Raw genomic sequence first — 19,151 nt, forward strand, 5'->3', positions numbered from 1 at the left:
TATCTGACAAATCAATCAAATAATTTATTGTTGAAAAAACATTAAAACATGGGAATATATGGTTTGTATGAAATTAATTGTAATTAGATTAAAGAATGAGAGGACTAAGTGAATTGAATACTTTATTTGCATTATTATTTTTTGTATGTTTAATAGCATTAATTATTGGGATTATTAAACCTCAACTAGTAGTTAGATGGGGAGCAGTAGAAAAGAGAACTAGAAAAAGCGTATTAAAGTTTTACGGAATAGGCTTAATAGCAATGTTTGTTTTAATGATTGCGACTGCTAATGATACGAAAAAAACAGAAGAGGCAAACACTGAGGCTAAGCCAGCTAAAGCTGAGCAGAAGAAAGAGTTAACAGCAGAGGAGAAAGCAGCAGCAGAACAAGCAGCAGCAGAGAAGGCAGCAGCAGAGAAGGCAGCGGCAGAGAAAGCGGCAGCAGAGAAAGCAGCAGCGGAGAAGGCAGCAGCAGAACAAGCAGCAGCGGAGAAAGCGGCGAAAGAGGAAGAAGAGCGAATTGGATATGAAACAGGAATTACATATGATCAATTAGCTAGAACACCAGATGAGTTTAAAGGAAAGAAAGCTAAATTTACAGGAAAAGTCCTTCAAGTAATGGAAGGAAAAGGTGAGACACAATTAAGAGTAGCAGTTAACGGAAATTATGATAAAGTATTATACATTGCCTATAAAAGTGATATTATAAATTCAAGAGTGTTAGAAAATGATAATGTTACTATTAAAGGGAAATCTGCAGGTATATATACTTATAAATCTACTATGGGTGGAGAAATTAGTATCCCAGCAATGTTAGTAGAAAAGATTGATATTAATTAATAAGAAGAAGCAATCAAGCAGTTTAACAACTAGTTAAACTGCTTTTTTATTTATATTAGAAGAAAAAAGTAACGAAGGAATCCCATGCCAACCTCCTAAAACTAAAAACGCCCTAGCCAAACAAAAAGGCACAAAACTAAAAGAAATCAACAAAATCCGTAAAAAGAAAGCAACAGAAAACGAGGTGGCTTCCAAAATCGAGTCTTCCTAATCGAAGTAACCGACAACTAGCCCCTTCCATACCCCTACAAAGCCCCTACCAAGTAATAAATCACTAAGAAAAAACAAAACAAAAACAACTACAAGAACAAGCATCGTAGTAGTAGTCAAAAAAAATTTGAAATAACACGCCAAAAACCCATTCCTCCTTCCTATATATAGTACAAAGAGGAAATTTTCATTTTTGAATGGGGACGGGAGGAATTGGGATGGCGGTATATCGTAATGTGCAGGTGAATTTTTGGCAGGATGATTTTGTTTTGGATTTGACGCCGGAGGAGCGGTATTTTTATGTGTATTTGTTGACTTGTTCGAAGACGACGCAGTGCGGTATTTTTCCGTTTCCGAAGCGGTTAGCTGAGATGGAGACGGGTTATAACAGGGGGACTGTTGATAAGTTAGTGCAGCGCTTCATTGATTATGGAAAGGTTCTGTATGATGCAGAGACAAAGGAGTTATTTATTTTAAATTGGCTTCGTTATAATCCTGTGACGAATACGAATGTGGAGAAGTGTGTGTTTCGTGAGCTTAAGGGTGTGAAGAATAAGGAGTTTGTACATATGTTTCTTCGTAAGTGTGTAGAGGAGGAGCTGAATGTTCCGATGCTTCTAGCACATTTCGGTATGCCTGGTGATTTAGCTGTTGATGTTGATCCTGATCCTGTTTGTGAAGCTGAGGAAGAAGAGGAGGTTATCCAGGAAGAAACGGGAAGTAGTGTGTACACGTTTTATGAGCAACATTTCGGTAGTTTGTCCCCTTATGTGGCAGAGGAACTGAGTGAGTGGATGGTTGATTTGTCAGAGGAGCTTGTGCTGAAGGCTCTTCAAATTGCGTATGAAAATAATAAGCGGACGATTGCTTATGTGAAGGGGATTTTACGAGATTGGCACGGGAAGGGATTTACGAAGGTTTCTGAGGTTGAGGAGGCGACGTCGAAGTTTCGACAGAAGGAGTCGCCTGTTAGTACTGGGGAGACGGAGAAGTTTTTGGCGAGGTGTGAAGAGTGGGAGAAGAATGCGCCGTCAGAGGAAGAGTTGCAGCGGTTCTTGAGTGAACGCGGGTGGCGACCGTGAGTATTCAAAATGTGGAGGCGGAAAAGACGGTATTAGGTTCTCTTTTAATGGAAGGAGAGCTTATTAAGGAGTGCCGTTTGACGGAGCATTATTTTTCGTTGCCTGTGCACAAGGCTATATTTCGGTTAATGCGAAAAATTGAAGAGGAAGGGCAACCAATTGATCTTGTGACGCTCGTTTCTAGAATGAATCCAAATTTTTTGGAGAGTATCGGGGGAGTGGAGTATTTTATAGGTTTAATAGAGGGCGTGCCTACGATTGCCAACTTTTCTTATTATGAGGGGCTTGTTCGAGGTGTGTGGAAAATGTATCAGGCTGGTGTTCTCGGGCACAAGATGGGAGAGCGTCTTATTGCGGAGAAGGACGAGAAAATTATCGGCGAGACGATTACGGAACTTTGTGAGTTAGAGGAAAAGGACTACGTATGTGATTTTGATTTGAAGGATGCTTTAGTTGGGTTGTATGAGGAACTTCATCAAGATACGAAAGAGAATACTGGCATTGAGACTGGTTATAAATCGTTAAATAAGATGACGTGCGGTTTGCAGGAAGGTGATTTTGTCGTCCTTGGTGCACGTCCTTCTATAGGGAAGACTGCGTTTGCGTTAAATATTGCACTTCATGCGGCGAAGTCTGGATCAGCGGTTGGATTGTTTTCGCTAGAGATGAGTAATAAGCAATTGTTAAAAAGGCTGGCTTCTTGTGTAGGTGAGGTGTCAGGGGGAAGATTAAAGAATCCGAAGCATCGTTTTACGATAGAGGATTGGGAAAAGGTGAGTAAGGCGTTTGCGGAAATTGGGGAGTTGCCGCTTGAGATTTATGATAAGGCTGGCGTTACAATGCAGGATATTTGGATGCAAGCTCGTAAGTTAAAGAGGAAGCATGGCGATAAAAAGCTTTTAGTCATTGTAGATTATTTGCAGCTCATTACAGGTGATCCGAAGTATAAGGGCAATCGATTTCAAGAGATTAGTGAGATTTCTCGTAAGCTCAAGTTATTAGCACGTGATTTAAATGTATGTGTAGTAGCGTTGTCGCAATTGTCTCGTTCAGTAGAGTCGCGTCAAGATAAGCGCCCGCTTTTATCTGATTTAAGAGAGACAGGACAGATTGAGCAAGATGCGGATGTCATTATGCTTATGTATCGTGAAGATTATTACGATAAGGAAACGATGCAGAAAGAGATGACGGAGATTCATGTGGCGAAGCATCGGAATGGTCCTGTTGGGAGTTTTAAATTGAGATTTTTGAAGGAGTTTGGACGGTTTGTGGAAGGTGGATGATAGAGTGAAATTTTAATCAGTGGGGGTTTTTTCCATCTCCACTGATTATTAGTTGAACCAATCGGGCTTTTACGGGCAGTGGATCTCCCAACTAACTTCCTTGCATTCGCCAAATTTTAAGTTGGGAGTATTACTGCCCGTTAATGCGGGATAAAATAGAAGAAGTAGCTAAGAAATTAGATGTGAGTTTCTAAAGTGAATAGAAGTAATGAAAAAGAACCCAACTTCTCTATTTTATATGGAGAAGTTGGGTTCTTTCGTTTTGAAATGATTATGAGAAATTTCTTATATATTTCTCATATATTCATCATGTTTCTTTCATTCTCTTCTCACGTCTAAGTTTTAAACTCATATGTATCAAAGGTAAAGGGAGGTAATACATTTTTTACTTATTTCAAAACGAATGATAGATGGTGGTGAACAGATGAAAAAGAATAAACGTAAAAAATTGCGTTGGTTAAAATGGATTTTGATCCTTCCGTTACTTCTGGCATTACTATTGTTTGGATTACATAGTATGAAGTTTGACAGGTGGGATCATGAGAAGCATAAGCAGGCGGCGTATACTGTTTCTCACGATAAAGAAAGAGAAGCTTTCGTTACACAAAAAGAAAAGTTTAATAACTTTGAGCGAAATCAGCATCATGAAAAACACCATGAAAAAGAGTTTGAAGGTTTATTCTTCATACCATTCCTGTTAGCGTTTGGATTTGTTCTTTTCGGCTGGTTCATGCTTCGTAAGTCTGAAGGGAATATGGTTAAAAAGTGGACAGGCATATTGCTCCTAGTTATTGGTTTATTACCGGTCCTTCCGATGCTTGCATTTGTTGCAGCGATTGTTTGGGCATATAAAAAATTAAAAGAAAAAAGAATGGCAACTGATATAGATTTATACAACGATTTTCAAGTACAAAAACAAGTAGATATTTTAGATCAATGGGAACGCAATATTCGTAAGGAGGAGAAGTAATAATGGGTATTTTAAAACGTATTAAAAATATTGTGGTAGCGGATGTGAATCAAACGTTAGATAAGCTAGAAAAACCTACTAACATGTTAAAGCAATATCTTCGCGAAACAGAACAGCAAATTACGAAGGCTGAAAAAGCACTTTCGCACCAATATTATTTAGAAAAGAAATATGAAGCATTAATTTCAGAAACGGATGCTCTTATTGTGAAGAGAACTCGCCAAGCTGAACTTGCCGTATCACGCGAAGAAGATCATATGGCACAGTTAGCTTTACAAGAAAAAATTGTGAATGAGAAAAAAGCGGAACTATATCGCAAGCAGTACGAAATAACAAAAGAGCAAACAGCGACGCTTTATGAACAAATTGACAAACTGCAAAAGAAATATGGAGAGTTGCAATATAAAGAACTAGTTCTTGTTTCGCGGTTAAATGCAGCGCAAGCGATAAAAGAAAGCAACAGAGCGATTGATTCGTTCCATACAGAAAGCTCAGCAAAAGGCTTTGCGCGCATTGAATCTTATGTGCAAAAACTAGAAGCAGAAACAGCTGCTAGTAACTATTTTTATAATTTGAAGTCTCCGAATCAACAAGAAGTGTTAGATCAAAATTTGCAAGAAGAAGTGAAGCGAGAGTTAGAGAAGTTAAAAGAGAATAAATAGTATGTAAAAAAGCCCATTTTATATGGGCTTTTTTTGTTGGGAAAATTATTCTTTTTCAAACTGAAAAATACTTTGGTTAATGAGTTGGTGGAAGTATTTATCCATTTCTGCTGCAGAAGCTTTTCTTTCATTTTGAAACCACCATGCGCTTAATGATGTGATTACCCCTGAATAAAATTCCGTTATTAAATCGTTTGGCATCGTATGATTTTTGCAAAGGCGATTTAACGCTTCCGTTTCCTGTTTTCTTATTTCATGACTTAAATAATGTGTACGGCTAATAAATTGTTCATCAGACATTTGTGCCTCTAATATTTTACCGATTTCTTCATGCTGAAGGAATTGTTCCATTACTTGAAACGGCTTGCTTAATCGATCTAAAAGCGGTATTTCAGCAATCATCTCGCCATATCGTTTAAATCCAAATGTTAATAAAGCATCTTTATCTTCAAAATGCTTGTAAAATGTTGTTCGATGTACCATCGCACGATCACAAATTTGGTTAATCGTGATGGAACTATATTTCTGTTTTGATTGTGTCATTAATTCAAATAAGGAATCCCATAGTAATTTATGTGTACGTCTAATACGTAAATCAAGTTGTTTTTCACTATCGTTCATCTACAATTCTCCTTTTTTGTAGATTAAATATACAACGGCTGAAAATTGATTCTCCCTTTTTAATCTACATATGTATATTATATTACATGTGTTCCGGTGTATATAAAGTTTTTTAAGTAAAAAACAGGAGGAGAATTACTAAATGAATATGACAACTAAGAGCCCTACAAGTGGCAAAGTTGATACTTCTAATATGAAACATGCCCCCATTTTAATTGCATTACTTTTAGGGGCAATGGTTGCATTATTAAACGAAACATTACTTGGTAATGCATTAACCGTATTAATGAAAGAATTTGATGTAACAGCTTCAACCATTCAATGGCTTTCTACAGCTTACATGTTAGTTGTTGGGGTTTTAGTGCCAATTACAGCTTTACTTCAGCAATGGCTCACAACGAGACAGATGTTCTTGATTGCTATGGTAACATTTTTAGTCGGTACATTAATTGCGGGATTCGCACCGACATTTTCTGTTTTATTAGTCGGCCGTATTGTCCAAGCGGTAGCTACGGGGTTAATTTCACCGTTATTAATGAATACGATTTTAATTATTTGTCCACCTGAAAAACGTGGTGCTACAATGGGCTTAATCGCACTTGTTATGATGTCCGCTCCAGCAATTGGTCCTACATTATCAGGAGTAATCGTTGATTCACTTAACTGGCGCTGGTTATTCTACATTGTTATTCCTATCGTAATCATTTCCATTGTAATTGGAATGAAGTACATTCAAAATGTGACAGAGCTAACAAGGCCAAAAGTTGATTATCCATCCATTCTTTTATCGACATTAGGATTCGGTGGTATTGTGTATAGCTTTAGTGCATCAGGTGATTTAGGATGGTCAGATGCGAAAGTGTATTGCTCTTTAATTGTTGGGCTTATATCACTATCCATTTTTGTTGTTCGCCAATTAAAAATTGAGAATCCAATTTTAGAACTACGCGCATTTAAAGTTCCGATGTTTACGTTATCGGTTGGACTAATCGTGATTGTTATGATGTCGCTATTTTCAACGATGACTTTATTACCGATGTTCTTGCAAACAGTTTTACTTGTTACAGCCTTTAAATCAGGAGTTATAATGCTTCCGGGAAGTATTATTAGTGCCATAATGGGACCAATCGCAGGTAAACTATTTGATAAATTCAGTCCGAAAGTTATTATCATTCCTGGTATTGTGTTAGTAGGTATTGCAATGTTTTTATTTAAAGGCATTACTCCTGACACAACAATGCTACAAATTATTATCATGCATAGCGTATTAATGGTTGGACTCATGTTTGTGATGACAGCACAAACATACGGTTTAAATCAATTAACACCAGAGCTATATCCGCACGGAACAGCACTGTTTAATACGTTACAACAAGTAGCTGGCGCAATTGGTACAGCTATATTTATCTCTAAAATGTCTTCAGGTACAACTCGGTATATGGAAAGTTCAGCAAATCCAATGGATCCAGTAGAGAAGTTAAACGGTTTAACATCCGGCTTCCAAGGTGCATTTACACTTGGATTAATCTTTATCGTTGTTGCTTTTATCGTATCGTTGTTCTTAAAAGAACAGAAGAAGGGAGTAGACGCAACGGGGGTTTTACAGAGCGAGAATTAATAAGGTATATAGTTGAAGGTTAATGTAAAAAAAGACATCTTTACGATTAAAGATGTCTTTTTACATTTCTTTCGTCAAATCATACTGCAGCAGTTGCCGTTGATCATAAAATTTCTCGAAAATGATGCCCATTACGTAGAAGAATATTAGACCGAAGCAAATGTGAATGAGTGTAAATGTAGTTCCGAATGAAGAAAATTCATACACCATAATTGGTAATTTCGCAGTTGTCCAAACGCCTAAGAAAAATACGATGTACCTAATGCTTGCGCCTTTTTTTAATAGTAGTGCTGCAATCGGAAAAGCGACGTAGAGTGGACCGGCTGCAATTCCTCCTAGTAATAGAGAGAATAAGATTCCATATATACCGGATTTTTCTCCCATATATTTAATTAATGTTTCTTTCTTCACCCATTGATCAAGTAACCCTACAAATACTAGGACAGGAGGAAGGAGAAACAGCATATCTAAAATACTATTCCCCGTTAATTGTAATGCGCTCCATCCTAAAGAGTGGTTTATAAAAGTTAATAAGAGGAGCCCGAACAGTAATATGAAAAAGAAGCGATATCTTTTTAGTTCATTCATACCATCACCACCCAAATGATATATGAGAATAAGAGGGACATGAGTAATGCAGATGCATTACGAGCGTAAGCAAAGCTTCGCCCGAATATCTTTTGTTCCATCGGCAAGGTTGTAATTCCTACTGACATTAGTGTAGACATGAGTGCCGCGACTTGAGGAAAGCCTGCGCCATGTTGGACTAATGTATTACCAAGTGGGAACACGACAAAGCTTGGAATGAGTGCAATGGAGCCAAGTAGTGCTGAATAAACAATACCTAGAAATCCGGACTTTTCTCCAATGATGGAAGAGATGAAGGATGGCGTTAATATTGAAAGTGATAGTCCGACGAAAAGCATAATGGAGAGCATGGCAGGTAGAAGGTTTCGAAATATTTTCCATGACTTAAATAGAGCATCTTTCGTTTTATTACGATCCTTCATAAAAGAAATCCCCGTAAGAATAATGGCTAAAGTGTAAAGGATAACACCATTAATCATGATCGGATTCCTTTAAGTCTTTATATTTGTCTAAGAAAAATGATAAGTTTTTCATTTTTTCTTCAATATCCATTTGGAAATCTGCCAATTGTTCTTTTCCTGCTGTAGTTATTTTGTACATCTTTCTCGGCTTATCTTGAACGGATGTATTTACATAAGATTCAATAGCGCCTTCGTTTTCTAATTTTTTCAGCGTGCGGTATAGGATCGCACTATCGATTGGATTGACCGGAAGTTCTTCTTCGCATTTCTGTAATAGTTGCCCGCCATAGTTATCTCCCTCTGCTAAAAATAACAAAAGAAATGCACCTGTATGTCTGCCTGTATGTTTCATGGATATACCTCCTCAAGGTGATATTTGAATTTATACTGTCATTAACAGTATACTGTTAATGACAGTATATGGTGAATAGAATGCCATGTCAATTATAAAATGTGCACTTCAAATGTTACCGAGGGGGAAAGTATAATTGGGCAATTGGTGATTCCTTTTCTAATTTTGTTAGATAAAAAAATAAAAGCCTACTGCTTTCTTATGACAGTGGCTTTTAGAGTTGGTAAACTACTATATTACGCTTAGGGAATCTCGCACTTTGATAGTAACATATATATTAGTTGCATATTGAGAAATGAAAAAAGACACTCTCAAGAGTGCCTCTTCTTAGCAGCCGAATCCGCCGCCACAACAGCTAGCTCCAACTATAATTAATAAGATAAAGAGCACAACAAGTAAGGCGAATCCACCACCAAAACCACAGCCTCCGCCGCAACTACCACCATAGCCCATATCAATCCCTCCTTTCATAAAGAGAAAAACTTAAGGTCACACATGTACGTTAATGGACTTAATTCACTTTATGTTTTTACGGATTAATGGAGCAGGTCCTTTTGAAAAAATAAAAGCACTCGGTATTTTAAAAGAATTGATGGTCTTGTTTTTTTCACGGGTGCTATGTTGTTTACATATTGTATTTTATTCTGTGAATTGGGAGAAGGAAGATCTTTATGGCGTATTCTGGACGCCCAACATCTTTTCGTGATTGGAGAGCATCTACTCAAAAGGATTAATAAAGGTATAAGAAAAGAAGACATCAATTAAGATGTCTTCTTTTCTTATACAATCCAAATGAGTTAATAAGGTATATTCTAGTGCTTTAAAAATAAGAAGAAAATAACAATTGTCGATTCCTGTTTTAGTATAGCATTTAATAATCAGGAATTCTATGAAAATTTGCGTATATATAAATTTTATGATATTTAATTGTATATTTTAGTTGTCTGTTATTTGTTTTAAAATATCTTCAAATTATTCCGAAACAGACTAACATGTTTTAAATCAGAAAGTAGAAACCCCTCAAATACGGAATGATATACTTGAGGAGTTTTGTGTATGTAGATTTATTTTATAAACGTCTACAATAATGCAATTCCATTATGCTTTAAACTGATCCCCATAAGAAATAGACCATGCCACTAACAAAAAATACTAATCCTAAAACAAAAACAATTAAAGCAAGTATTCCATTTTTATTATGTTCCATAAAATTAGCTCCTTTTTATAGGTGTTTATTTTTTTACAAAAAAAGCCTTTAGTCATAATTATGGCTAAAGGCTTCGATCATCATACTGTTTAGTTTATAAAATCTTACGGGAAGAATAACCTGTATTTTATATGGAGAAGAATTTATGTTTTTTTTATGAATAAAATTTAAGTTGAAAATGTACTAGCTTGATAACGAAGCCTGGCTATTAGAATTGAAAAATTTTAGTTTTATTATAATTAATAGAAATGAAAGTAGTGTGAATATAAATCCGCTCCAAATAAGCTGGTGAATACCTAAGTTTGAAATGAACCAGCCTCCAATTGATGTTCCTAAAGTAATTCCGAGATTTGAGAATGAAACGAATAGGCTATTACCAAATTCAGGTGCTTCTTTTGCCTCGCTTATTAACCATGTTTGGCCAACAATTAATCCACCAGCATGTACGATTCCCCAAATGAATACCATAAAAATCATTGGAACAAGGTAGGAACCTAAATAATAAACCAATATGTAAACAACAGAATATAAAATAGGGAATGATATTACGGTGTTTACTATGCTTTTTTGCAGGAGACCACCAAATAAATGATTACCTAAAATCATAACTATACCAAATATGAATAGCATGATACTGATGAGAGATCCATTCATGGAAGTTACTTTTGCAAGATACTCGGCGAAGTAGCTGTATACAGAAAACATGGCTGCAAAAAGGAATGTGACGGTTAAAATATTTAACCATAATCCTGGTTTTCCGAGTATACGAATTTGTTTGCCGAAAGACATTTTTTCTTTAACAGGCATAGAAGGAAGGAAGATTAATATTCCAATGAATGCAAGGGTGTTAACAAGCGCTCCGAATAAGAAAGCAATTTCTAGTGAAAACTGGTCTGCAAGGTAAGAGGTTAATGGTACACCTAGAGCAAATCCAACAGTAATGCCCATGAAAACTTTTGTAACTGCTTGACCACTCTTTTCTGGTGGGACAAGTTTAGCAGCGGTTACAAGAGCAATTGAAAAGAAGAGTGGATGAAGTGCTGCCGGTAAAATACGAAAAATAAGCATGATTTCAAATTGTGTTGTATAAGCGTAGATTATATTTGAAATAACAAAAATAAAGATTGCTGTTAATAAAATTATTTTGCGATTAATACTAGAGACGAGCAGAATTAAAAACGGACCAGAAATAGCAACAACTAGTGCGAATATACTTACTAAAAATCCGGCTTGTGCAGTTGAAATACCGAATTTCTGAGTGATTTGTGGTAATACACCGACAATACCCATCTCGGTAGTAATAATTCCGAACACACCTATTGCGAGTGTCAGAATAAGTAAAGGATTTACTTTTTTCATTTATACAACTCTCCATTCGTATTAGTATTTTGAAAGTAAATTCATTAACAAAGAAATGTGCATTACAAGTATGATTGGATGTCAATATTATCAGGATTATGTAATTTTAAATACAATAACAGATATCTAAATAACTAGATATGATATGTTAAAAAAATTTCTCCTTTCTATGTTTCTTGCTTTTATAGGTAGTGTAATTTTATAAAAAAGTAATTGGATACCTGTAAAAAAGCAGAATGTGTAAAGCTAATAATCAATTGGTATGCTAATTGATTATTAGCTTTTACTTTTATAATTCGTTTTGGACGTATTCAGAAAACTCTCGTATTGTTTCTTCATTTCGACGATAGTATGTCCATTTTCCAATTCGGTCAGAGTCAAGTAGCCCTGCCTTTTTCATAGTTAATAAATAACTAGAAATAACCGATTGGGCTAAGCCAGTTTTAAGCTGGATATCTCCTACACACACTCCAATCTGAAAATTAATCCCTTGTTCTAAATAAGGTTTTTCGTCGAAATGGTCTTCTGGATTCTTTAGCCATGATAAAATTTGGCATCTTGTTTCATTTGACAATGCTTTATAAATTAATGAAGGTTCCATAAGGATATTATATCTATTTTTATAGATTTGTAAATGGGATTTTACTGATTTTAAGGAAAGAAGGTATACGTATCTCCTTTTAAATGTGAATGAGATGCTCTAGTAACGGGATTTTTTTATTGATATGAATTTATAAAAAGTTGCACCGTTATCTCAGCCACGTAATATTATTGGTGGGCATTTTATTTCAACTTTCATCGGTCTATCAATATATCATTTATTTTGGAATGAGTATTGGTCAATTGTTTTAGCGGTGGGGCTGGCGATTGCTATTATGATGTTAACGAAAACAACGCATCCTTCAGCAGGAGCGGATCCAAGTATCGTTATTTTAGGGGCGAACAGTTGGCGTTATTTAATAACGCTGGTTTTAATTGGCTCCGTTGTTATTGTAGTTATTGCTTTATTTATTAATAACATGTGTAGTAAAAGAAGTTACCCAACTTTTTGGATATGATTTTTACATTGAAAAAACAATTCAAGCAAGTATTCCATTTTTACTATGTTTTATATAAAAAAGCCTTTAGTTGCAATTGCAACTAAAGGCTTTTATCGATTGGAAGTATCCACTTTATTTCATCTATAGCTTTATTTAATTAATATTCCTCAGCAGTAAACTCTCTTATTAGTTGTACTTCGTATGTATCAGGGTTAAACTTAAATATTTTAATTTGACCAAAGTTATCTTTGTCTGCAAATGTATTCTCACCGATTTGGGTCATATTGCTGATGTTTGAGGTAGGATCGCTACCATGATCAGTGATTTCCACAACTTTTTCACGGTCCCAGAATGCAACGGCAATGATCAAAATGATAAGGCATACACGTATGTAACGCAGTTCTCTTGCAATAGAATTTTCCATTTGGTAGTCTCCTTTGTTGTTTGTTAGATTTTGTGTATAAAAGAGATAATTCCTATGAAAAAATAATGAATCGAATATAAATAAAAAAGACACTTTACAGTGCCTTTTTTATTTGAGTTATGCGCATTGCTTAATAAGACGTTAGTTTCTCAGTCTGACTATGAGTAACTATGTAGGGTAATTCAATTATAACATTTTAACCAATAATGGGTCTATATGGAATTTGTGTAATAATTACGTTTAATTATTCAGAATCGTACATTTGGTGTAGTATATGGATTAAGAAAGGGAAGTCCTTTATGGAATTTAAGAAAAAACTGAAAAATTATTATGTACTTGTTTTCCCTTGTAAAAAAATGTTCAATAATTTGTTATTGCAAACGCTTACTTGTTGTGTATAATAAAGTTAAGTTAATAATTAAAAGGATTGTTACTGTTCGGCAGGCAAAACCTAAATTGATCCAAAGGGGCTACATGTGTAGTTTTTGGAATCAGTTTAGGTTTTTTTATTACCTTTTGTGACTTTATAAGAAAAAGAAGGTGGAACAATATGAAGATCCACAAAATCTTAAATAACAATGTTGTTTGCACGAAAAAGGAGAATGAAACTGAAGTAGTACTAATGGGCAGAGGTTTAGGATTTCAGAAAAAAGTAGGCGATACAATTGATGAATCTAAGATAGAAAAAACCTTTGTTATAGAAACAAAAGAATTATCAGAGAAACTTGCTAGGTTGTTAACTGAAATTCCTGTGGAGAATCTTGAAATTACAGAGAGAATTATTCAATCTGCTAAGACAGTTTTGTCAGGACCTTTAAGTGATTATATTTATCTTACATTAACTGATCACTTAAGTTTCGCATTGACGAGACATAAAGAAGGAATGGATCTTAAAAATACATTGCTTTGGGAAATTAAAAGGTTCTATCAGAAAGAGTTTGAAATCGGTCTACAAGCTTTGAACATTATTGAGGAAGAGACTGGGCTTAGACTTTCTGAAGATGAAGCTGGATCAATTGCACTACATTTCGTTAATGCTCAACAAGGAGAACCAGCGATGCAGCAAACGGTGGCAATGACGAAAATCGTCCAAGATATTTTAAATGTTGTAAAGTACCACTATAAGATGAACGTAGATGAAAATTCATTTAATTATAGTCGGTTTGTAACGCATTTACGATATTTCGCCCAGCGTTTAATGCAGAAGGAATTAAATTCGGCAGATGATGATTTTTTATATGAGCAAGTGAAAAGTAAGTATTATGAAGCATATTGTTGTACAGAAAAAATTGAAGCATACTTACAAAAAGCACATAATAATCATCTTTCAAAAGATGAAAAAGTGTATTTAACGTTGCACATTCATCGTGTAACGAAACGCAATGAATTATGTAATTGAATAAACGGGATTGTTACTGTTTGGCAGGCAAAACCTAAATTGACTTCTAATGGAGTGATTCGTATGTATCACGCGTTAGGGTTAGTTTAGGTTTTTTCTTTTATAAAAATGATAAATGGAATGATTGTAAGGAGGGAGAACTACTATGAAGTATGAACAATTGGCAAAAGACATACTGAAAAATGTTGGAGGAAGAGAAAATATAAATAGTGTTGTACATTGTATAACGCGTTTACGGTTTCAGTTAAAAGATGAGGGGAAAGCAAATACAGAGATACTGAAAAATATGGAAGACGTTGTGACTGTTATGAAAAGCGGTGGACAATATCAAGTTGTTATTGGTAACCATGTGTCTGATGTGTATAAAGCGGTCGTTTCGGCTGGAGGGTTTCAAGAAACAGAGGAAGAAGCTACTAGTGAGAAGAAGAAGAGTAGTCTTATAGATATTCTTTCTAGTATTTTTACTCCTATTTTAGGGGTATTAGCGGCAACAGGGATGATTAAAGGATTTAATGCTTTATTTGTAGCGTTAGGTTGGTTAAGTACTCAATCAGGAACGTATCAAATATTAAATGCAGTTGGCGATTCGTTATTTTATTTCTTCCCAATCTTCTTAGGATATACAGCAAGTAAGAAATTTGGAGGATCACCATTCATTGGTATGGCAATTGGGGGAGCTTTAGTTTACCCGGCTTTATCAGGTTTAAAGGCAAGTGAGCCATTATTTACGTTATTTGCAGGAACGATGTTTGAATCACCAATTCATATTACGTTTTTAGGAATACCAGTTATATTAATGAGTTATGCATCATCTGTTATTCCAATTATTCTCGCTGCTTATTTTGGAGCGAAAGTAGAAAGGTCTTTAAAGAAAGTTATTCCGGATGTTGTGAAAACATTTTTAGTACCATTCTTTACATTATTAATCGTTGTACCAGTTACATTTCTCGTTATTGGCCCAATTGCGACGTGGGCAGGACAGTTTTTAGGACAGGCCACACTTTGGATTTATAATTTAAGCCCGTTAGTAGCAGGAGTACTACTGGGCGCTTTCTGGCAAGTACTTGTTATTTTCGGTCTTCATTGGGGAATTGTTCCGATTGGCTTTAATAATTTAGCAGTGCACGGTATCGATCCTATACTAGCGCTCATATTTGCTGCTTCATTCGCTCAAATTGGTGCTGTTCTTGGAGTTTGGATGAAAACGAAAGAACAAAAATTAAAAACACTTAGTATTCCAGCTTTTATTTCAGGTATTTTCGGCGTTACAGAGCCGGCGATTTATGGTATTACACTTCCTCTTAAAAGGCCGTTTATTATGAGCTGTATTGCTGGAGGAATTGGCGGCGCAATACTTGGCGTATTTGGTACACAAAGTTATATGACAGGTGGACTTGGCATATTTGCGCTTCCAACATTCATTAGTCCGAAAGATGGGATTACAGCTGGATTTTGGGGAGCAATTGTTGCGATGGTTGTCTCTTTAATATTAGGTTTTATTCTTACTTACTTATTCGGGTTTACTAAAAAGCAAACATCTACAGAAACAGCTGAAACAATTGATAAAATAGCTGCATCAAACCATGATGAAGTAATCTTTAGTCCTTTTCATGGTATTGTTCAGCCGCTCCAAGATATTGATGATGCTGCATTTGCATCAGGTGCGTTAGGTGAAGGAGTTGCGATTGAACCTTCAGAAGGAAAGTTGTTTTCACCAGTTTCAGGTACGATATCTGCGCTCTTCCCAACGAATCATGCAGTAGGAATTACGGCGGATTCAGGTGCTGAAATTTTAATCCATATTGGGATGGATACTGTGAAACTAGATGGCGAATTTTTCTCTTCTCATATTGAACAAGGAGCGAGAGTAGAAAAAGGGCAATTACTTATTGAATTTAATATAGCAGAAATTCAAAAGGCGGGTTATATTGTGACAACACCAGTTGTTGTCACAAATTATGATAAATATAGCATTAAGAAAACTCAAGTAGAAAAGATTCAAGCAGGAGATTCCTTACTAGAGTTAGGAGTTAAATAGTAGTTACATTTCATACAGGTTCAAACGAAGAAAGGTATTCTTTGAAAATGGCAATGCCTTTCCTCGTTAATTCTCATATAAAGGAGTTTTTATATATGTCTAAAGTTATTTTTCCTAAAGGATTTTTATGGGGTGGAGCGATTGCAGCCAATCAAGCGGAAGGAGCATATTTAGAGGATGGAAAAGGATTAACGACAGTTGATTTATTGCCAACTGGTGAAAAACGTTGGAACGTTATGAAAGGGGATATTCATTCTTTTACGCCAGTAGAAGGGGAGTTTTATCCGTCACATGAAGCAATTGATTTTTATCATCGATATAAAGAAGATATTGCTCTTTTTGCGGAAATGGGCTTTAAAGCTTTACGCGTATCTATCGCTTGGACACGCATTTTCCCAAATGGTGATGATGAACAGCCGAATGAGGCAGGATTAAAGTTTTATGATAACTTATTTGCTGAACTTTTAAAGCAGGGAATTGAACCGGTTGTTACGATGGCTCACTTTGATGTTCCTGTTCATTTAGTAGAAAAGTATGGAAGTTGGAGAAATAGAAAGCTTATAAACTTCTTTGAAACGTATGCAAAAACTATTTTTAATAGATACAAAGATAAAGTGAAATATTGGATGACATTTAATGAAATTAATATGCTTTTACATTTACCTTTCATGGGAGCAGGACTAGCCTTTAAAGAAGGTGAGAATAAAAAGCAAATTCAGTACCAAGCAGCGCATCACCAACTTGTCGCAAGTGCGTTAGCTGTGAAGGCGTGTCATGAAATTATTCCGGATGCAAAGATCGGTTGTATGCTTGCTGCTGGTGCAACGTATCCATATACATGTAATCCAGATGATGTTCTTCGTGCGATGGAACAAGACCGTGAATCATTCTTCTTTATTGATGTGCAAGCAAGAGGGGAATACCCTGGATATGCGAAACGATTCTTTAAAGATAATCATTTAACGATCGAAATGGAACAAGAAGATGAGTCCATTTTGAAAGAGCATACGGTTGATTATATCGGATTTAGCTACTATTCAAGCAGAGCAACAAGCACGGATCCAGAAGTGTTAAAAAGTATAACGAGCGGAAATGTATTTGGTTCTGTTGAAAATCCGTATCTTGAAAAATCAGAGTGGGGATGGACGATTGATCCGAAAGGGTTCCGTATTACAGCGAACCAACTTTACGATCGCTATCAAAAACCTTTATTTGTCGTTGAAAATGGTCTTGGCGCAATCGATCAATTAAATGCTGAAGACGAAGTAAACGACGACTACCGTATTGATTATCTGCAAAAGCATATGATTGAAATGTCAGAAGCAATCCAAGATGGAGTAGATATTATCGGATACACAAGCTGGGGGCCAATTGATCTTGTAAGTGCTTCTACTGGAGAAATGAAAAAACGTTACGGATATATATACGTTGATAAAGATAATGAAGGAAAAGGTTCATTAAAAAGATCGAAAAAGAAAAGCTTCGATTGGTATAAAGAAGTCATTGAGACGAATGGTGAGAGTCTGAAATCTTAAGTATAAAAAGAAGGCATCAATTAAGATGTCTTCTTTTTTGTATAATTTGAATGCAATAAGAAAGTATGGAGATATATTTCCCTTTACATGAACATAAAGGTGTAATATAGTTTAGTTAAGTTAACTAAACTATATGTTGAAACTTAATAACAGCATGATTGGAGGAAGAGCGTGTTATGAGTTACATACCAAATATGATCACGATAGCAAATTTTGTATGTGGGCTTCTGGCTATTCACGCGGTTCTTGTTCACGATATTTATTTGGGAGTAGTTTTTATTATTACAGGTATGTTATTTGATCTTTTTGATGGCATGATTGCTCGGAAACTTGATTCTGTTTCGGGAATAGGTGGACAATTAGACTCCTTTGCGGATTTAGTTACCTTTGGTGTAGCTCCGTCTATTCTTGCATATAATGCCGCTTTAAAAGATTTACAGTCTATCGGGATGCTATGTGCGCTAGCTTACAGTATTTGCGGAATGCTTTGGCTTGCTAGATTTAACACGCAACAAAGCAAACTCCCGACGTTTATCGGAATGCCAATTCCATTTGCAGCAATGTGTCTCATCATTTTGTGCTTTTTAAATAATCCTGTTCTCCTGGCGCTTGGCACATGTGTACTTTCTTATTTAATGGTGAGCAAAATAAAATTTCCTCATTTTAAAAAGGATATATCAGAAAACTTGAAGTCTGAAAGATGGAATTGATGATACGTAAATACAATGAGAAAGATAAAGGAGCATAACATGATTCGTATGGCACTAAGATCATTTAACATACAAATGTATTGTTTGCTAGGCGTAATGTTATTGGGGTGGTTTATGACACCTTTTCCAGCCCATTTTGTAGGGATAAGCATTGGCCTTTTAGTTAGTATGTACTGTGTTTGGATTTTAGGAAGGCGTATTGAAAAGTTTGGAGATAGCATTGTAAAAAAAGAAAAAGCACCGATGCTTGGAATGGTTAATCGATTTGCAGCCGCGATTCTTGGTGCGATTATTATGTATGAAATTGAACACCAAAATTTCATGTGGACATTTGCTGCTGGAATTATGGGTGGTTATTTTTTAATTGTGATTAATCTAGGATATTACAGCATGAAAGATGCGAAGAGATAGAATAGTATAGAGCCTTTTGAGTGTAAGGACTTTTTACTAAGAGACAGCTGAATACATTGTGAACTACTCGCCACTTAGCAAAGCTTGAAGTGGGAGCTTCTCAGTTCCACGACGAAAGTAACCTTTCGTCTCCCTGAGCGTTACTTCGGGGTGTTCCACCCCTAAATGTCCAACGCTTGGATGCTCTTTTGGTACGGTTGATATTTTACGCAGGAACCGAATGGCTTGGTTTTCGCACTCTATTTTCTTCCTGCAACCTCATATATCAAGTTATCAAAGAACTTCATATAGCTAGTTTATCAAAAGTTTTTGGCTATGCCAAACCGAAATTCATCTCCC

General features: G+C 35.7%; 19 protein-coding genes and 2 pseudogenes. 13 read left to right on the plus strand and 8 right to left on the minus strand.

Translation table 11 applies throughout. The features are described 5' to 3' along the window. The first annotated feature begins 113 nt into the window (after window positions 1–113). The 6 genes and pseudogenes from MR109_RS23290 (at window position 114) to MR109_RS23315 (ending at window position 5,049) form a co-directional block, all read left to right on the plus strand. Complete coding sequence (locus tag MR109_RS23290; RefSeq protein WP_242274036.1) at window positions 114–842, plus strand: hypothetical protein; 729 nt, start codon at window positions 114–116, stop codon at window positions 840–842. 106 nt (window positions 843–948) lie between these two features. After that, a pseudogene (locus MR109_RS30275) lies at window positions 949–1,073 on the plus strand (nucleoside triphosphate pyrophosphohydrolase); the annotation flags it as partial. Between the two features lie 197 nt (window positions 1,074–1,270). Continuing rightward, window positions 1,271–2,134 (plus strand): DnaD domain-containing protein, encoded by an 864-nt coding sequence (locus MR109_RS23300; protein ID WP_242274081.1) that lies wholly within the window; start codon window positions 1,271–1,273, stop codon window positions 2,132–2,134. Then, entirely contained in the window at window positions 2,131–3,417 is a 1,287-nt protein-coding gene (gene dnaB / locus MR109_RS23305; RefSeq protein WP_242274039.1) for a replicative DNA helicase, read from the plus strand. Before MR109_RS23300 ends, dnaB begins: the two co-directional genes overlap by 4 nt. Window positions 3,418–3,841: 424 nt before the next feature. Next, entirely contained in the window at window positions 3,842–4,387 is a 546-nt protein-coding gene (locus MR109_RS23310; RefSeq protein ID WP_178940692.1) for a hypothetical protein, read from the plus strand. A gap of 2 nt (window positions 4,388–4,389) precedes the next feature. After that, the gene (locus MR109_RS23315; protein ID WP_002170641.1) at window positions 4,390–5,049 is read left to right on the plus strand and encodes a PspA/IM30 family protein; all 660 of its coding nucleotides are present in this window, start codon (window positions 4,390–4,392) and stop codon (window positions 5,047–5,049) included. A gap of 45 nt (window positions 5,050–5,094) precedes the next feature. Here MR109_RS23315 and MR109_RS23320 read toward each other — a convergent pair whose 3' ends face one another. Beyond that, window positions 5,095–5,670 (minus strand): TetR/AcrR family transcriptional regulator, encoded by a 576-nt coding sequence (locus tag MR109_RS23320; protein WP_242274040.1) that lies wholly within the window; start codon window positions 5,668–5,670, stop codon window positions 5,095–5,097. A 142-nt stretch (window positions 5,671–5,812) separates the two neighbouring features. On the opposite strand from MR109_RS23320, the gene MR109_RS23325 reads away from it, so the two are divergent. Further along, window positions 5,813–7,288 (plus strand): MDR family MFS transporter, encoded by a 1,476-nt coding sequence (locus MR109_RS23325; RefSeq protein WP_242274041.1) that lies wholly within the window; start codon window positions 5,813–5,815, stop codon window positions 7,286–7,288. Between the two features lie 60 nt (window positions 7,289–7,348). Here MR109_RS23325 and MR109_RS23330 read toward each other — a convergent pair whose 3' ends face one another. The 6 genes from MR109_RS23330 to MR109_RS23355 all read right to left on the minus strand — a co-directional run bounded on the left by MR109_RS23330 (window position 7,349) and on the right by MR109_RS23355 (window position 11,856). After that, window positions 7,349–7,876: a permease gene (locus MR109_RS23330; protein ID WP_242274043.1), complete on the minus strand. Its 528-nt coding sequence runs from the start codon at window positions 7,874–7,876 to the stop codon at window positions 7,349–7,351. Beyond that, window positions 7,873–8,355, minus strand: a complete 483-nt coding sequence (locus MR109_RS23335) for a hypothetical protein (protein WP_242274044.1) — start codon at window positions 8,353–8,355, stop codon at window positions 7,873–7,875. Before MR109_RS23335 ends, MR109_RS23330 begins: the two co-directional genes overlap by 4 nt. Then, a complete protein-coding gene (locus tag MR109_RS23340; RefSeq protein WP_098474310.1) occupies window positions 8,348–8,689 on the minus strand; it encodes a PadR family transcriptional regulator in 342 nt (113 codons plus the stop codon). Before MR109_RS23340 ends, MR109_RS23335 begins: the two co-directional genes overlap by 8 nt. Window positions 8,690–9,016: 327 nt before the next feature. Next, on the minus strand, window positions 9,017–9,142 hold the full coding sequence (locus MR109_RS23345; RefSeq protein ID WP_002170647.1) for a YjcZ family sporulation protein: 126 nt from the start codon (window positions 9,140–9,142) through the stop codon (window positions 9,017–9,019). Window positions 9,143–10,079: 937 nt separating this feature from the next. Next, window positions 10,080–11,255: an MFS transporter gene (locus MR109_RS23350; protein WP_025149487.1), complete on the minus strand. Its 1,176-nt coding sequence runs from the start codon at window positions 11,253–11,255 to the stop codon at window positions 10,080–10,082. A 289-nt stretch (window positions 11,256–11,544) separates the two neighbouring features. Continuing rightward, window positions 11,545–11,856, minus strand: coding sequence for an ArsR/SmtB family transcription factor (locus MR109_RS23355; protein ID WP_002170651.1), 312 nt, complete (start codon window positions 11,854–11,856; stop codon window positions 11,545–11,547). Between the two features lie 142 nt (window positions 11,857–11,998). Here MR109_RS23355 and MR109_RS23360 point away from each other — a divergent pair. Beyond that, window positions 11,999–12,313 (plus strand): annotated as a pseudogene (locus MR109_RS23360) (HPP family protein); the annotation flags it as partial. 139 nt (window positions 12,314–12,452) lie between these two features. Here the strand turns inward: MR109_RS23360 and MR109_RS23365 are convergent. Further along, window positions 12,453–12,719, minus strand: a complete 267-nt coding sequence (locus tag MR109_RS23365) for a YmzC family protein (RefSeq protein ID WP_242274045.1) — start codon at window positions 12,717–12,719, stop codon at window positions 12,453–12,455. Between the two features lie 550 nt (window positions 12,720–13,269). On the opposite strand from MR109_RS23365, the gene licT reads away from it, so the two are divergent. The 5 genes from licT to MR109_RS23390 all read left to right on the plus strand — a co-directional run bounded on the left by licT (window position 13,270) and on the right by MR109_RS23390 (window position 18,812). Next, window positions 13,270–14,118 (plus strand): BglG family transcription antiterminator LicT, encoded by an 849-nt coding sequence (gene licT / locus MR109_RS23370; protein ID WP_242274048.1) that lies wholly within the window; start codon window positions 13,270–13,272, stop codon window positions 14,116–14,118. A 145-nt stretch (window positions 14,119–14,263) separates the two neighbouring features. Next, window positions 14,264–16,156, plus strand: a complete 1,893-nt coding sequence (locus tag MR109_RS23375) for a beta-glucoside-specific PTS transporter subunit IIABC (RefSeq protein ID WP_242274050.1) — start codon at window positions 14,264–14,266, stop codon at window positions 16,154–16,156. Between the two features lie 95 nt (window positions 16,157–16,251). Beyond that, entirely contained in the window at window positions 16,252–17,691 is a 1,440-nt protein-coding gene (locus tag MR109_RS23380) for a 6-phospho-beta-glucosidase (RefSeq protein WP_242274051.1), read from the plus strand. Window positions 17,692–17,867: 176 nt separating this feature from the next. Continuing rightward, a complete protein-coding gene (pssA, locus tag MR109_RS23385; protein WP_242274052.1) occupies window positions 17,868–18,401 on the plus strand; it encodes a CDP-diacylglycerol--serine O-phosphatidyltransferase in 534 nt (177 codons plus the stop codon). 39 nt (window positions 18,402–18,440) lie between these two features. Continuing rightward, window positions 18,441–18,812 carry an ATP synthase subunit I gene (locus MR109_RS23390; protein ID WP_242274054.1) on the plus strand — a complete coding sequence of 124 codons (372 nt, stop codon included), beginning with the start codon at window positions 18,441–18,443 and terminating at the stop codon, window positions 18,810–18,812. The last annotated feature ends 339 nt before the right edge of the window (window positions 18,813–19,151 follow it).

It is taken from the genome of Bacillus cereus group sp. BfR-BA-01310 (assembly GCF_022664325.1).
GTDB classification, from domain to species: Bacteria; Bacillota; Bacilli; order Bacillales; family Bacillaceae_G; genus Bacillus_A; species Bacillus_A paramycoides.